The sequence below is a fragment of the Allotamlana fucoidanivorans genome, assembly GCF_006265225.1.
GTDB lineage: Bacteria > Bacteroidota > Bacteroidia > Flavobacteriales > Flavobacteriaceae > Allotamlana > Allotamlana fucoidanivorans.
This window is the reverse complement of record NZ_VDCS01000013.1, coordinates 33,939-49,438: the sequence shown is the minus strand read 5'-3', so window position 1 is coordinate 49,438 and position 15,500 is coordinate 33,939. Positions and strand designations below refer to the sequence as shown.

At 34.6% G+C, this 15,500-nt stretch carries 13 protein-coding genes and 1 tRNA gene; 6 read left to right on the top strand and 8 right to left on the bottom strand.

Annotated features, from left to right (window positions below):
• Nucleotides 1–84: 84 nt before the first annotated feature.
• A complete protein-coding gene (locus FGF67_RS13720; protein WP_233244083.1) occupies nucleotides 85–1,038 on the bottom strand; it encodes a TonB-dependent receptor domain-containing protein in 954 nt (317 codons plus the stop codon).
• 241 nt (nucleotides 1,039–1,279) lie between these two features.
• Here FGF67_RS13720 and FGF67_RS13715 point away from each other — a divergent pair, with 241 nt between their 5' ends.
• Nucleotides 1,280–2,824: a sulfatase-like hydrolase/transferase gene (locus tag FGF67_RS13715; RefSeq protein WP_139698331.1), complete on the top strand. Its 1,545-nt coding sequence runs from the start codon at nucleotides 1,280–1,282 to the stop codon at nucleotides 2,822–2,824.
• Nucleotides 2,825–3,068: 244 nt separating this feature from the next.
• On the opposite strand, the gene FGF67_RS13710 is transcribed toward FGF67_RS13715, so the two are convergent.
• From FGF67_RS13710 to FGF67_RS13685, 6 genes are all read right to left on the bottom strand, one after another.
• A tRNA-Met gene (locus FGF67_RS13710) sits at nucleotides 3,069–3,141 on the bottom strand.
• Between the two features lie 59 nt (nucleotides 3,142–3,200).
• Complete coding sequence (locus FGF67_RS13705) at nucleotides 3,201–3,386, bottom strand: CPXCG motif-containing cysteine-rich protein (RefSeq protein WP_317128558.1); 186 nt, start codon at nucleotides 3,384–3,386, stop codon at nucleotides 3,201–3,203.
• A gap of 61 nt (nucleotides 3,387–3,447) precedes the next feature.
• Nucleotides 3,448–4,269 (bottom strand): leucine-rich repeat domain-containing protein, encoded by an 822-nt coding sequence (locus tag FGF67_RS13700; protein ID WP_139698330.1) that lies wholly within the window; start codon nucleotides 4,267–4,269, stop codon nucleotides 3,448–3,450.
• Nucleotides 4,270–4,476: 207 nt separating this feature from the next.
• Entirely contained in the window at nucleotides 4,477–5,655 is a 1,179-nt protein-coding gene (locus tag FGF67_RS13695) for an OmpA family protein (RefSeq protein WP_139698329.1), read from the bottom strand.
• A gap of 108 nt (nucleotides 5,656–5,763) precedes the next feature.
• The gene (locus FGF67_RS13690) at nucleotides 5,764–8,265 is read right to left on the bottom strand and encodes a DUF5686 and carboxypeptidase-like regulatory domain-containing protein (RefSeq protein ID WP_139698328.1); all 2,502 of its coding nucleotides are present in this window, start codon (nucleotides 8,263–8,265) and stop codon (nucleotides 5,764–5,766) included.
• A 64-nt stretch (nucleotides 8,266–8,329) separates the two neighbouring features.
• Nucleotides 8,330–9,307 carry a pyruvate dehydrogenase complex E1 component subunit beta gene (locus FGF67_RS13685; protein ID WP_139698327.1) on the bottom strand — a complete coding sequence of 326 codons (978 nt, stop codon included), beginning with the start codon at nucleotides 9,305–9,307 and terminating at the stop codon, nucleotides 8,330–8,332.
• A 305-nt stretch (nucleotides 9,308–9,612) separates the two neighbouring features.
• On the opposite strand from FGF67_RS13685, the gene FGF67_RS13680 reads away from it, so the two are divergent.
• The 5 genes from FGF67_RS13680 (at nucleotide 9,613) to FGF67_RS13660 (ending at nucleotide 14,713) form a co-directional block, all read left to right on the top strand.
• Nucleotides 9,613–10,359 carry an electron transfer flavoprotein subunit beta/FixA family protein gene (locus FGF67_RS13680; protein WP_139698326.1) on the top strand — a complete coding sequence of 249 codons (747 nt, stop codon included), beginning with the start codon at nucleotides 9,613–9,615 and terminating at the stop codon, nucleotides 10,357–10,359.
• Between the two features lie 103 nt (nucleotides 10,360–10,462).
• On the top strand, nucleotides 10,463–11,419 hold the full coding sequence (locus FGF67_RS13675; RefSeq protein WP_139698325.1) for an electron transfer flavoprotein subunit alpha/FixB family protein: 957 nt from the start codon (nucleotides 10,463–10,465) through the stop codon (nucleotides 11,417–11,419).
• Nucleotides 11,420–11,541: 122 nt separating this feature from the next.
• A complete protein-coding gene (locus FGF67_RS13670; protein ID WP_139698324.1) occupies nucleotides 11,542–12,168 on the top strand; it encodes a bifunctional nuclease family protein in 627 nt (208 codons plus the stop codon).
• 15 nt (nucleotides 12,169–12,183) lie between these two features.
• Nucleotides 12,184–13,707 carry a NupC/NupG family nucleoside CNT transporter gene (locus FGF67_RS13665; RefSeq protein ID WP_139698323.1) on the top strand — a complete coding sequence of 508 codons (1,524 nt, stop codon included), beginning with the start codon at nucleotides 12,184–12,186 and terminating at the stop codon, nucleotides 13,705–13,707.
• Nucleotides 13,708–13,888: 181 nt separating this feature from the next.
• Entirely contained in the window at nucleotides 13,889–14,713 is an 825-nt protein-coding gene (locus FGF67_RS13660; protein WP_139698322.1) for a thymidylate synthase, read from the top strand.
• Between the two features lie 246 nt (nucleotides 14,714–14,959).
• Here the strand turns inward: FGF67_RS13660 and FGF67_RS13655 are convergent, their stop codons facing one another.
• A complete protein-coding gene (locus FGF67_RS13655) occupies nucleotides 14,960–15,256 on the bottom strand; it encodes an isoamylase early set domain-containing protein (protein ID WP_139698321.1) in 297 nt (98 codons plus the stop codon).
• Nucleotides 15,257–15,500 lie beyond the last annotated feature (244 nt).

The following is a 15,500-nucleotide window of genomic DNA, read 5'->3' as shown; positions in this document are numbered from 1 at the left end:
AGTTTAGTAGTTAGAAGAAAGTCTATCAGGTATACGCTTGGTAGGCTTTTTTGTTATGGTAGTTTTATAAGGCATAAGCTCATCTTAAAAATGGCATCTAAAGCTAACATTTGGTGTCAATCCTAACGATTTATTTTCAATCGCTATAGCAGAACTTGAATCCTCAGGATTAACTTCATAGTAGGTATTTATAACATTCTTTCTATTCAAAATATTAATAACGCCAACACGCACTGAAGATATCATACCTTTACTGAGGTTAAAACCATAATTTAATGAAGCATCCAATCGCATAAAATCTTCAAGGTTGTCGCGATTAGGATCACCATAATTCACAACAATATCATTACCATTCTGAATGGTTTCATGACCTTCAACGGGTTTGGTATAAGGTTTTCCCGAACGCCAAATACCTCCTAAAGAAATCTCTAATGGTTCTAAAATATTATAATTAAAAGCTAAGGACACAGAATGCCTGATATCCATATTATTGGGGAACACGGGCGGATTTAAAATTTTAAACTCATAATCATTTACACTATAAGTATAACTCAGCCACGTACTGTAATGACTCGCTGTTTTATTAACAAGAAACTCAAGCCCTTTTACCTTATAACGGCCCGAAGCCTTTAAATACTGAAAATTATTATAAAACCCCTCATTAGAAAGGGTAATACCATTTACCACCTTATAATAGCCCTCAACATCCAAAATCCAATTACGATGATTGTACTCAAAACCCAAAGAAGCCTGTTTACTTTTTGAGATAGGTACATTTTTAGTATTGGCTAAAATCCATCGTCTGTTTTCAACCCCTAAAAAATCATCTTGAAAGTCTATAATCTGTGTAACCGATTGGTTTTTAAACTCACCTTGTAATTTAACAGCAAACAGATGTGACAACTTCTGCCGTATATTTAATCTTGGTTCAAGGATAAACGCATTAAACTTTTGAAAATAATTAGCTCTTATATCCAATCTAGCATAAGTCTCTTGGTTGTTGAATTCCAGTTCTGAAAAGAGTGCTTGACTAATCAACACCTCTTTTTTTACCTTATCATAAGAAAACAAAACACACCTGAACAGCTAACTTATTATTTTTCGTTGTTTAAAAACAGCTGCAACTAACAATTATAGTTTTTACTTAATAAGATATGGTCAAATATCGTTATAACCCAGATGATTTTACATGATTTTTTTAAAACTTGCGTTATTTTTATCTAGTTTAAAAAACCAATATTTTTTAAACTTTTATAACGCAGTATAAATCAAAGAAAGAATGAAAAAAATCATATTGTGCATTATCTTAATAATTGCAGTACTACCAAAATTAGTAGCTCAGAAAAACAAGAAGCCAAACGTAATTATGATTTACACTGATGATCATCGATTTACAGGTGTTCATGCGCTTGGAGGTCAAGCTTTAAGTACTCCAAACTTAGATAATCTGGCTTATACAGGAATCAGCTTTACAAACGCCTATTTAATGGGAGCTTTTAGTGGAGCAACCTGCATACCAAGTAGAGCTATGTTACTTACAGGGCGGCATTTATTTGACTTAGATGGTATAGGCAACAATATCCCAACAAATCATACCATGATGGGAGAAGCTTTTATGAATGCTGGATATTACGCTTACCATGTTGGTAAATGGCATCAGGACACGCAATCTCTTGCCCGTGGCTTTACTTCTGGGGGATTAGTTATGGGAAAACCTGTCTATCTACAAGACCATTTCAGAATGCCTTTTTCTCAATGGAACAAAGCTGGCAATTATCCAAAAGAAAACGCATTTCTTATTAATTGGGATGAAAATGGTAAAGAAGTACGAAGACCCGTTACCAAAAATGATAAAAGAGGCCCTACAGGAACAGAAACTGATGGGCCACACAGTTCTGAAGTCATAGCGAATGGCGCCATAGATTTTATCTCTTCCTACAGCGAAAAAAAGAAACCGTTCTTTATGTACTTAGCCTTTCATGCTCCGCATGACCCACGACAGGCTCCAAAAGCATATAAAGATATGTACCCTGAAGCTGACATAGCGTTACCTCCATCCCATATGTTACAACACCCTTTTGATAATGGACATATCGTTTTACGTGACGAACAATTAGCACCTTGGCCAAGAACAAAGCAAGTAGCCCAGAAACAGCTTTCAGACTATTATGCCATCATCACGCATCTCGATGCTCAAATAGGTCGGGTTATTACAGCCTTAAAAGAAAGTGGTCAATATGACAATAGCATCATTGTGGTAGCAGGTGATAGCGGCTTGGCAGTTGGTAATCATGGATTAATAGGTAAACAAAATATTTATGATGAAGATGGCATACATATTCCATTTATTATTTCTGGTGGTTTCCTTGATACCTCAAATAAGGGACGACGAGAAAAAGCCTTTTGTTATAATTATGATATCTTTCCAACACTGTGTGATATGGCTGGTATAAAAACACCAGGCTCTGTTACGGGTAAAAGTTTAGTGCCAATTATAAATCATGAGGTCAATCAAGTTAGAGATTATACTTATCATGCCTACCGCCAACATCAACGAGCCTTTAGAAAAGGAGATTATAAACTCATAGAGTATGTAAGGGCTCCTGACAGCAACAATAAGAAGGGAGATTTTATTGCCGGATCAAGAGTAACACAATTGTTTAACATCACAAAAGATCCTTGGGAGACATTTAATTTAGCCGATTTCCCTGAATACACTGAACTAGTAGAACAGCTTAGAAAAGAAATGAAAACAAAAGCTGTTGAACTGGGTGATTTAGCGGACGGAAAGAGAACCCAAGTTGATTTTTGGAAATACTATTGATTGAGCAGAAAACCATGCTGTCCAGGTTTCTCATGAACTTTATCACTACTCTATTGTTCAGTCACAATAAACACCTAAGCTCTGGATGATTCGGTTGATATAAAACACATTCCGTTTTCTTTATTAAGACTGGTCAAATTAAAGGCATTCATTTTTATTCTACATATGCCACTCTCTCACTAGATATATAGACATAAATGGAACTATAAAAAAAGAGAACCTATTTCTAGATTCTCTTACTTTGTAGCGGGAACTGGACTCGAACCAGTGACCTTCGGGTTATGAGCCCGACGAGCTACCTACTGCTCTATCCCGCGATATTGGACTGCAAATATACAATCCTTTTTAGATTTTGCAAGCATAAATTAACAAAATATTATTGTTCAATACTTATAGCCTGAAAACCTGTTAGTTCTGAATTTTTAAAACGTATTTTTAATAGAAATGGGTTACAACATACTTCACAATCTTCTATGTATTGCTGTTCTGAAATTGTTTTATCTATAAGAACAGAAATACGTTGCCAGCAATGAGGACAGGTAAAATAATGCTCAATTATCATATTACCCAATATAAAAAAAAGCCATCTAAACGATGGCTTAAAAACTAAATTTATAATGTAATTACTCCTTTTCTATGTCCATGGTTGCAGTAGCACTTTGCAAATCCATTTTATTAAATACAGGCTGATTACCTGATACACTAATATATTCCATATTCAAGTTGTTGTCACTTACCATAATAGTACTAAGCTTATCCATTTGCATGAATTCAATTGGTAAATTTCCAGTAAATTGATTTGTAGACAACAATAGTTCTTGCAGGTTTTTTAATTGCGCAATTTCAACTGGAATTTCACCATCCATTTTGTTATCCATTAAACTCAATTTTTCTAATTTTGATAATGCATAGATTTCATTGGGAATATGACCTGTTAAATAGTTGCTTCCTAACAACAGTTCTTTCAGGTTTTTTAGTTCCATGAGTTCTGTTGGTATTTCTCCCGAAAACTTATTGCTATACAGTTTTAGTGATTCTAAATCTCTTAATTTACCTAATTCCGAAGGGATTTTCCCTTCAAAACCATTCATGAATAATTCTAATACTTTTAAATCAAGTAAGTTTTTTATACTTGAAGGAATAGTGCCTTTTAATTTATTGAATCCTAAATTCATTTTTCTTAAATACAATAAATCGCCTATCTCATTTGGTAAATGACCATCTAGATTATTGAACTGAAGATTAATTTCAACCACTTTTTCGCTGTCCAACTTAACGCCGTGCCAAGTTTCTACAGGAGCTTCTAAATCCCACGTGGAATTCCAGTTATGACCGTTTGTTGCCTTATATAAAGCAATTAACGCGTCCTTTTCTTTAGGTGACACATTAGCAAATGAGTGTGTAGATACAAAAAGGCATAATAAAATAAGTTTTAAGGTCTTCATGTTTTTAGTCAAATTTGGGATTAACTTTCCTACGAAACTAGATCAAAACTCGCTTAAAAACTATTTTATTCGACAAAACGCATGTTTTTTTAACATTTCAATACCTTTCAACGACATATATTAATCAAAAAAGGACTAAAAAATTAGTTAATCCTTTTGACTTTTTTAGCTCCCTAAGATATTTTTTACTACCAACATGTTCTTTATTTAATCTGAAAACACCACAACACTTTCTATCCTTCTATTAATGCCATGCTTAGCGTCAGTACAAGGTTTACTTCCATCACAATCATTTAATAATTGTGATTCTCCAAATCCTTCACTTTCTATTCTGGAATCATTTATTCCTTTACCTATCAAATAATCTTTCACAGCATTTGCCCGTGTTTCTGAAAGTTTCTGATTATATTCTCTAGTACCACGAGAATCCGTGTGTCCGTTAATTTTCAGATTAACTTCTTTATGATTTTCTAAAATTGAAATCAATGCATCTAACACTTGTTTTGAATCATTAGTTAAAGTAAACGAATCAAATTTAAAATACACCACACCCAAATTACTTATATCATTCTCAACCTGCTCCTTACGAGCTAGGATTTCTCGCTGCCTCTCTTCCTCCTTTTCTTTTGCTAACTGTTTTTTTCTTTCTGCTTCCCTTTGAAAGGCTAAAGCCTCAGCTTCTTTCTTTTTATTAATACGTTCAATAGAATCTAATTTTCTTTGATTTTCTTTTGCTATAGATTCCTTCAATTCAGCTTTTTGAAGGCCTTTTTTCGTTAATTCTTTTTTAATGCCAAACCTATAAACTACACCTGCGGCATGCTGTACATGATCTGTACCTACCCCGCCTAGTCGCCATTTACCTGAAGAACTAAAATCAAAACCCCAATGATCAGACAACCAAGTTCTAAATCCAACAACACCATTAAATGTACCTTTGGGTGTATTATCAGAATCGGTATACCCTAAACCTACCCCGACATAAGGATCAAACCAGCCTGTTTCACCAAATATTTTATTCAAATCATAGGACACCCTAGAATCTATTCCGTAATAATCAGATTCAACCGGATTAGGATTTCCATTAATATTTTGACCAACTTTATACTTATTATAAGTTCCTATTAATTCAATTCCTAGACCATTTTCAAAATAACGTCCAATACTAATTCTTGACGGAAAAGCAACCGCGTTTAAATGATTATTCACCTCTAAAGGCTTAACATAAATATCTCCCGATTCATCTACAAAATTGTAACCGAGTCCAACCATCCAAGAACTTGTTACCATGCTATCTTTAACCGTTAGTTTTAATTCTTCCTGTGATATGACCAAATTAAAACATAAAAAAACACCTAATACTATAGGCCTTAAAATTAACTTCATGATGTGCTTGGGCTTAAAATTTTACCAAAAGTAGAAAACCGCTAAAAAAGTGATTTATAAAATCTATAAAATGCTTTTTTATTCGCTCTGAAACAGCGTATAACACCTTTAAAAAGAAAACCCAAAAGCCCCAGTTATTCCAAATTTTCTAGCCATAGGGTTTTCTATTGGATTTAAATAGTTGCCTCTAAAATTAAAGTCTAACCTAAATACTTTAAAAATATTACCAACACCAAAACTATATTCATAATAGGGCACTGAAGACGGGGCTTTGTACACTAACCCTGAAGCATTAATGGCCTTGTTTTCATCGGACACACTACCCATTACTCCTCTAATACCCGCTATAGCCCTAAGGTTATATTTTTTTAAGAAAGGAATTCTTGAAAAAATACGTCCGTTAAAATTGTGCTCAATATGTACAGACGTATAAGTATCTGCAACAAATTCATAAAAGTCAAGCTGAGAAAATGTATTATAAATGGAAAAGTAACTTTGATTACCAGGTACCACACTCATTAATCCCAAAGGCACCACACCAAACGTTTTACCAGCCTCGAGTGTGGTGTATAACCGTCCAAACCCACCAATCTGCCAAGGCTTTATAAACCTAAACTGAAGTTTGGTATAGTCAAAATTATCTCCCTGCTTCCCTTTATGCCCTTTACTAACTTGAGCAAAAAGTTGTGCAAAATCATCATTAGCCGTCAAGCGTTCCACGCCGTACCCTGTCATCTTTCGATTTGGAAAATAAGCCATTAAAAAGGTACTTTCAAACTGCTTTATTTCTGAAGAAATCCCTGTAGGCGAATTAGCGTCATAATAGTCTAAACTGAAGGTAGGCGAAGCTGATTCTAATGTACGATAACTTCCTCCTAATTTTAAAATTAAATTTTTAGCAGGCTCAATTTCAAGTCCTATAGTAGATAAATTTATGTTAGTCAACTTATCATTGGTGGCCGTGGTAAACACACCTGACGACGCAAAACTTCTTCCTAACACATCATTTGATGTTGTTAAACTCGCCCCAATTTGCTCAACATCTCTTCTGTTTCCTCCTGAAATAATTAACCTAGTACGTTTATCTAGCAACCACTTACCTGAAATACCATATTTGAATTTATTGTCATTAAAACCATAGGCCATGAAACCTTCAATACGCCACAAATCATTTCGACCAAAATAGGTTCTACCACCAGCTCGTAACCGCCAGCCTTCAACATCATTATAACCCACCGTAGAATATATAGGTCCATAATCTAGAGGCAATGAATTAAATTCAATATATCCTGAAGCTAAAATGCTTCCTAAATTATAAAGCCTCTTAAATTTTTTGACAGTTTTTAAGGTATCTAGCATTTTATATACCCCTTTCTCGTCTTTGTTAAGTTTTTCTAATCTATTTTCAGACCAAAAATCATCACTTCTATCATAAACATCTTTATCAAAGAAGTTAACCTCCTTTTCATAAAACTTTTTATCCTGTTTAACATCAAACTTATAATTATCATAAAGCGTGGTTCGTTTTCCGTAAATACCCCGTGACTTCTCTTTCTTATTAAAAGCAAAATCAGACATCATATAATCGCGCTTCACTAAAAACAGCGAGTCATTTAGCACTTCAAATTCTTGTTCAATATAAATCTCTTTAACCCAATTTATATTAGCACTTTTTGAAGCCTGCATATTAATTTCTTTAATAGCATAGGTAGTGTCTGCTACCCAGAAATCGCCTTTAAAGGTCAGCTCATTTTTTCTTCTGGGATAATAAATAATATTGTAACACCACTTATTATCTATGAAAGCACTATCAGAAAGCACATAGTTGTAGGTACTGATTCCTGTTCTAGAAATGGGACTTACAAAGCTTTTATCAAAGAACTTCAAATAGTTGTCATAAACGTTAAAATCTGAATATAAATCTTTTATAAAATCAATAATAATTTGATTATCACTAAAGCCAGAGTTCTTATTACCTTCAAGAGTTTCTTTAGTTTTATGAATAACATTATCACCATATACCTTTGAAAACGACTCATTTATAAAAATAGGCAAATAGGTTTTACCCGTTACGCTCGAGGTGTCAACTTGATCAAAAATAAACTCCATGCCTTTAAAGAGTCTACTTTTTATAAGAGCGCTATCAATAGTATTGATATCAAATTCTAGTTTCTCGTATTTATCAAATTGGTATTGACTAAACTGCTTCAAGCCATTACTACGTTTATTGGCCCATATTTTTCTCAATAAATCAATAGCTGGATTGTTTTTTTTAGGTTGTTTTCCTGAAATAATGACCACCTGATCAAGCTGACTTGCTTCTTCCTTGAGTGTAACGTTTAAATTATAAGTTACTTTCTTATCTAAGGAAAGCTTTAAAGTTTCAAAACCAATAAAAGACACAGTGATTTCTTCCCAATTTTCATCAGACTCCAAATAAAATCTTCCATCTTCATTTGTTATGGTACCTTGCGTTGATTCGCTAAAAATAACATTGGCAAATGAAATTGGGGCATTATCTTCATCAAATACATAACCGCTCACTTTGGTTTGAGCCGTCATTGCAACCCCACTAAAAATCAAAAATACCTGAAGTAGTCTTATGTTCATAAATACAAAAAAACTTCACCAACAAATTTGTCAATGAAGTTTATATAACGTAAAAAATATACTTTTATTTGTACATTACCTTCTTTACAGCTTTGATAACATCATCACTGTTAGGTAACCATTCTGCCAGTAACACTGGAGAATAAGGAGCAGGCGTATCAGCTGTGTTTAACTTAATAACTGGAGCATCCAAATAATCAAACGCCTCAGACTGCACTAAATAAGTAATTTCAGTGGCTACACTACCAAACGGCCAAGCTTCTTCTAGAACTACTAATCTATTGGTTTTCTTTACAGACTCCACAATCGCTTTTCTATCCATTGGGCGCACTGTACGTAAATCTATAATTTCACAAGAAATACCTTCTTTTTCTAATTGGTCTGCGGCTTTGTAGGCTTCTTTAATAATCTTTCCAAAAGACACGATAGTAACATCATCGCCTTTTCGTTTAATATCGGCTACGCCAATAGGCAACACATACTCCCCTTCGGGCACTTCACCTTTATCACCATACATTTGCTCACTCTCCATAAAAATCACTGGATCATCATCTCTAATTGCGGCCTTTAACAAACCTTTTGCATCATAAGGATTTGAAGGTACCACAACTTTTAAACCTGGCGTATTAGCAAACCAGTTCTCAAAAGCTTGAGAGTGCGTAGCTCCCAACTGCCCTGCAGAGGCCGTAGGACCACGAAATACAATAGGGCACTTAAACTGCCCACCAGACATTTGCCTGATTTTCGCAGCATTATTTATAATTTGATCAATTCCAACTAAAGAGAAGTTAAACGTCATATACTCCACAATAGGTCTATTACCAGTCATGGTAGAACCTACAGCAATTCCTGCAAAACCAAGCTCTGCAATTGGGGTATCTATAACACGCTTTGGCCCAAACTCATCTAACATACCTTTTGATGCTTTGTATGCACCATTATATTCTGCTACCTCCTCACCCATTAAGTACACGCTCTCATCTCTGCGCATTTCTTCACTCATGGCTTCGCAAATAGCTTCTCTAAATTGAATTGTCTTCATTAAGATTGATTTTTATACGAGATGCAAAAATAGGAATTATTAAGAATAATCTAACATAAAATCAAAAAGGAAAATTATCTAGAAAATAATTTTTATTAAGTTCACAGAAATCTATAACAATAACTGAGGATATACTAAAACCCTTATTAATTGATTTTGTTGTGCTAACATCTTCATGAAAATCATTTTTAAGTCAACTAATCAAAATAACAACACATATTTACTATGCATGCATAGTAAATATTCAGAATAAAATATTTAACTTCGTATCCTAAATAAAATGAGACCTTTTAACAAATAAGCAAATGAAAATATTAGTGTGTATTAGTCATGTACCTGACACTACTTCAAAGATTAATTTCACTGAGGACAAAACAACATTTGACACCAATGGTGTTCAGTTTGTAATTAACCCCAATGATGAATTTGGTTTAACACGCGCCATGTGGTTTAAAGAAAAACAAGGCGCACATATTACTGTTGTAAATGTTGGCGGTCCTGAAACAGAACCCACATTGCGAAAAGCTTTAGCTATTGGTGCCGATGAAGCTATCCGCATTAACACCGTAGCCACTGATGGTTTTTCTGTGGCCAAACAACTTGCCGAAGTTGTAACTAATGGGGCTTACAATTTAATAATAGCCGGCAGAGAATCTATTGACTATAACGGAGGTATGGTTCCTGGTATATTAGCAGGGTTGACCAGTTCTAATTTTGTAAACAACTGTATGGGGCTTGAAATTGACGGGCATTCAGCTACGGTTATTCGAGAAATTGATGGCGGAAAAGAAACAGTTTCTACCTCACTCCCCTTGGTTATTGGTGGTCAAAAAGGTTTGGTTGAAGAAAGTGATTTAAGAATACCTAATATGCGCGGTATAATGATGGCTAGAAAAAAACCACTAAACGTTGTTGAACCTGTAGCTTCTGAAACAAAAACAAGTTCATTATCATTTGAAAAACCTGCTCCAAAAGGTGCTGTTACTTTAGTATCGCCTGATAATTTAGACGAGCTAATAAACCTACTTCATAACGAAGCCAAGGTGATTTAAAACAAGAAGCGTTCTTTCCGATACTTGTTTTCGGAATTTTTAATAACAGAATTGGTTAAATCTTATCCTGAAATGCATTCGGGAAGACAAAAAAATAAAAATTATGTCAGTTTTAGTATATACAGAATCAGAACAAGGCGCCTTTAAAAAAGCAGCATTCGAAGTTGCTTCATATGCCAAGGCCGTTGCCAATCAATTAGGCACATCGGTTACGGCGGTAGCCATAAATACAGAGGACACTTCAACATTAGGCCATTATGGTGTTGACAAGATATTAAATATAAATAACGATGCATTACAAGGTTTTAATGCTAAAATTTACGCATCTGTTTTAGCACAGGCGGCTCAAAACGAAGAAGCAAAGGTCATTATTGTAAGTTCAAGCGCAAATAGTAAATATGTAGCACCATTATTAGCGGCTTCATTACAAGCAGGCTATGCCTCAAATGTGGTTAAAACACCTTCAAATGTGAGTCCGTTTACTGTAAAACGTAGTGCGTTCACTAATAAAGCCTTTGAAAACATACAAATTAATACAGAAGTAAAAATTGTTGGTGTTTCAAATAATGCCTTTGGCATAGTTGAAAATCCATCTAATGCAACTTCTGAAAATTTCACTCCATCTATTCCTGAGTCTAGCACCAAGGTAGAATCGGTTGATAAAGCTGTAGGTAAGGTAACCATTGCCGATGCCGAAATAGTAGTTTCTGGCGGACGTGGTTTAAAAGGTCCTGAAAATTGGGGCATGATTGAAGAACTTGCCGATGTTTTAGGCGCAGCAACAGCGTGTTCAAAACCCGTATCAGATTTAGGATGGCGCCCTCATGGTGAGCATGTTGGACAAACAGGGAAGCCTGTAGCATCAAACTTGTATATTGCCATAGGTATTTCTGGAGCCATTCAACATTTAGCTGGTGTAAACGCCTCAAAAGTAAAGGTGGTAATAAATACCGATCCTGAAGCACCGTTTTTTAAAGCAGCCGATTATGGTGTAGTTGGAGACGCCTTTCAAGTAGTTCCTGAATTAATTGAAAAATTGAAAGCATTTAAAGCACAATAATAATTTATATTTTATAAATTGTGTGATACTATAGAACTGCTTAATTTAGCATTTTATACCTAAAACTGTTTACGCAGTTGGTAAAGTTCTAAATTAAACAGTTCTTTGCGTTTTTAAAGATTATGAGTTTAGTAAGATTAAATATAAAAGGGATTTCCTACAGCCAAACCCAAAATGGCGCTTACGCCTTAATTTTAAATGAAGTAGACGGAGACCGAAAACTTCCTATTGTTATAGGAGCCTTTGAAGCTCAATCTATTGCTATTGCTTTAGAAAAAGAAATAAGTCCACCAAGACCATTAACCCATGACTTATTTAAAAATTTTGCAGATCGATTTGATATTGTGGTAAAGCAGGTTATCATTCACAAATTAGTTGACGGTGTTTTTTATTCCAGTTTAATCTGCGAACGCGATAAAATTGAAGAAATTATTGACGCCAGAACGAGTGACGCCATTGCTTTAGCGTTGCGCTTTAGCGCCCCTATTTTTACTTACAAAAACATTTTAGACAAAGCTGGAATATATCTAAAAATTGATCCGAAGAAAAGCGATGACAATGACGATCATGCTGAAGACAGTGTTTTAATGGACGACGTAATGACGAGTGAATTAGAGCCTAGTACACCGCGAGAAAATCTCAAAGGAAAGTCTATTGAAGAACTTCAAAAAATGCTGGAAGAGGCGGTTGCTAATGAAGATTATGAAAAAGCCGCTAGTATTAGAGACGAAATTTCTAAGCGTGAATAACTCCAATTCTAAATCATGACAAAATACGTTCTGTTTTTTGCTTTTTCGGTATTATTACTTTCATCTTCATCAGCACAACACCCAGAAAATGCACCTATAGCAGACACTACACAAACGGTTTTGCTTTCTAAACATGCTGAAACAAATCCACAACAAAACATACAAGCCTCACAAGTTATTGTAGAAACCGCAGAGGTAGTATCTATCGATAATTCTAATAGTATTATTCCTAGTCAAGGTTTTTCTTTTCATAGCTTATGGCGTGGTATCTTAGGTATGTTTTCCTTAATATTTATTGCGTTCCTATTTAGCAGTAATAAAAAAGCGATTAACTGGAAAGTGGTGGGTATTGGACTTATATTTCAGCTCCTTATAGCCATTGGCGTTTTAAAAGTAGATATTATTAAAAGCGGGTTTGAGTTTATTGGCAGTCTGTTTGTAAGTGTTCTTGATTTTACCAGAGCAGGCAGCAAATTTCTATTTGAAGGTCTGGTTGTTGACATGGATACTTTCGGATTTATATTTGCTTTTCAAGTATTACCAACCATTATATTCTTTTCAGCTTTAACCTCTGTACTATTTTATTTAGGAATCATTCAAAAAGTAGTAAAGGGCATGGCGTGGCTCCTATCAAAAGCCTTAAAAATATCAGGTGCGGAAAGTTTAAGTGTGGCTGGAAACATCTTTTTAGGTCAAACCGAGGCCCCACTATTAATCAAGGCCTATTTAGAAAAAATGAATAAATCTGAAATGCTTTTAGTGATGATTGGTGGTATGGCTACAGTAGCAGGAGCGGTACTTGCAGCATATATTGGCTTTTTAGGTGGTGATGATGCGGTATTAAGATTGTTTTATGCCAAGCACTTATTGGCAGCTTCCGTAATGGCCGCACCAGGAGCTATCGTTATTTCCAAGATTCTATACCCTCAAACAGATAATGTCAATACAGATGTTTCTGTGTCACAAGAAAAAATAGGCTCTAATTTTTTAGATGCCATTGCCAACGGCACTACCGAAGGCCTAAAACTTGCGGTAAATGTTGGTGCTATGCTATTAGTTTTTGTTGCCTTTATTGCCATGTTTAATGGTATTTTAGGTTGGATTGGAGATATTACCACCGTAAATGTTTGGATTGCTAGTCATACCGCCTACCAAAGTTTATCACTTGAATTACTTTTAGGCTATGTCTTTGCTCCTCTGATGTGGTTAATTGGTGTAGCCCAAGACGACATGGCACTTATGGGACAATTACTAGGTATAAAACTAGCCGCTAGTGAATTTATTGGCTACATTCAGCTTAGAGACCTCAAAGATGTTAGTAATGCCATTCACCTTAATTATGAGAAATCTATTATTATGGCAACATACATGCTTTGTGGATTTGCAAATTTTGCTTCTATTGGAATTCAAATTGGAGGTATTGGATCATTGGCTCCTGGTCAGCGTAAAACCTTATCAAAGTTTGGCATGAAAGCATTAATAGGAGGAACCATTGCATCATTAGCTTCTGCAACCATAGCCGGTATGATTATTGGATAAAAAGCAAAGTATTCATAAATTAATGATATCAAAATCTTATATTTCGTTAATAACTTTTTGATATTTACTTGTTATGACCCTCTTATAATCATATCGTTTTTCTCTAAATTCGTTTCCGAAAAAATATAGATATTATAATCTAGTTACCACTACTTAAGAGCTTAAAACCACAGAAAAGACTATGAAACAATATCACGACTTAGTAAATCATGTTTTAAATCATGGTAATGAAAAAGAAGACCGCACAGGTACTGGAACAAAGAGTGTTTTTGGCTATCAAATGCGTTTTGACTTAAGCGAAGGATTTCCTATGGTAACTACCAAAAAACTGCATTTAAAATCTATCATACATGAATTACTTTGGTTTTTGAAAGGTGATACCAATATTAAATACCTTACCGAAAACGGTGTGCGTATCTGGAATGAATGGGCTGATGACAATGGTGACTTAGGCCCTGTTTATGGGCACCAATGGCGTAATTGGAATAGTGATGAGATTGATCAAATAAAGGACGTTATAGACACACTGAAACACAATCCTGACAGCAGGAGAATGTTGGTTTCTGCATGGAACCCATCTGTGCTTCCTGATACCTCAAAAAGTTTTAGTGAAAATGTAGCCAATGGTAAAGCCGCACTACCGCCATGCCATGCCTTTTTCCAATTTTATGTTGCTAATGGTAAACTATCCTGCCAACTGTACCAACGCAGTGCAGACATCTTTTTAGGAGTACCATTCAACATTGCTTCTTATGCTTTATTCACCATGATGATGGCTCAAGTTTGCGGATATGAAGCAGGAGAATTCATTCATACATTTGGTGATGCTCACATTTACAGTAACCACTATGAACAGTTAGAACTTCAGCTATCAAGAGATATTAGACCCTTACCAAAAATGATTTTAAACCCAAAGGTAAACGATATTTTTGACTTTACATTTGATGATTTTACGCTAGTAGATTACAATCCGCATCCACACATCAAAGGGGTTGTTGCAGTTTGATACCTAGCTAAAAAACGTTGTTGTCTTTTAATCTTAGTCTACAACACCATAAGGTTGCACACATACATAAAGCCAAATAACTTCTTGTGAGCCAATATTTCTACTTTCACATAGAAGCCCAAGAGAAGAAACGAGCTACACAATATATCTCGTCTATTTTTCAAATTTCATATAAATGAAGTAAAAGAAATTTGTTTCCTAGCAGAAAACGTCCTTTTACTTCATTTTATATATGATCGAGATATATTATAAATTTATAACGCTGTTTTCTGCGCCTGCAAATTCATTCCAAGCATAAGCATCAGCAGCATCATCGTTTACATAAACACCGTCAACTAAATATTTAAATTCGTAAGAAGCGCCAGTTTCTAAATCAATAGTCCCTTTAAACGTTCCGTTCTTTAACTTCTTCAAAACTGCCTTTTTTTCATTCCAGTCATTGAAAGACCCTACCACAGATACTTTTTTTGCATCTTCAGCAGGTAACGCAAAAGTTACTTTACAAACAGGTTTCGACTTTAAATATTGTTTTTTAATCGCCATAATTTCTAAATTTAATGTGTTGTTCTATGTGCAAATTTATAAACATTTTTTAACCCAAAAGGCTATAAGTGGCTTTCAATTAAAGAATTATCAATTTGTTAACTTCAGATTAAAAAAAATTATAGTACTAAAAAAAAACAGCTTAAAATTTATTAGATTAGCAATAAAATTCAAAGGGTTTTAAACTGATTTTCAGCAGGTTTTATTCGAAATCGATTTCGAAAATCCCATTTTCTCAACTATT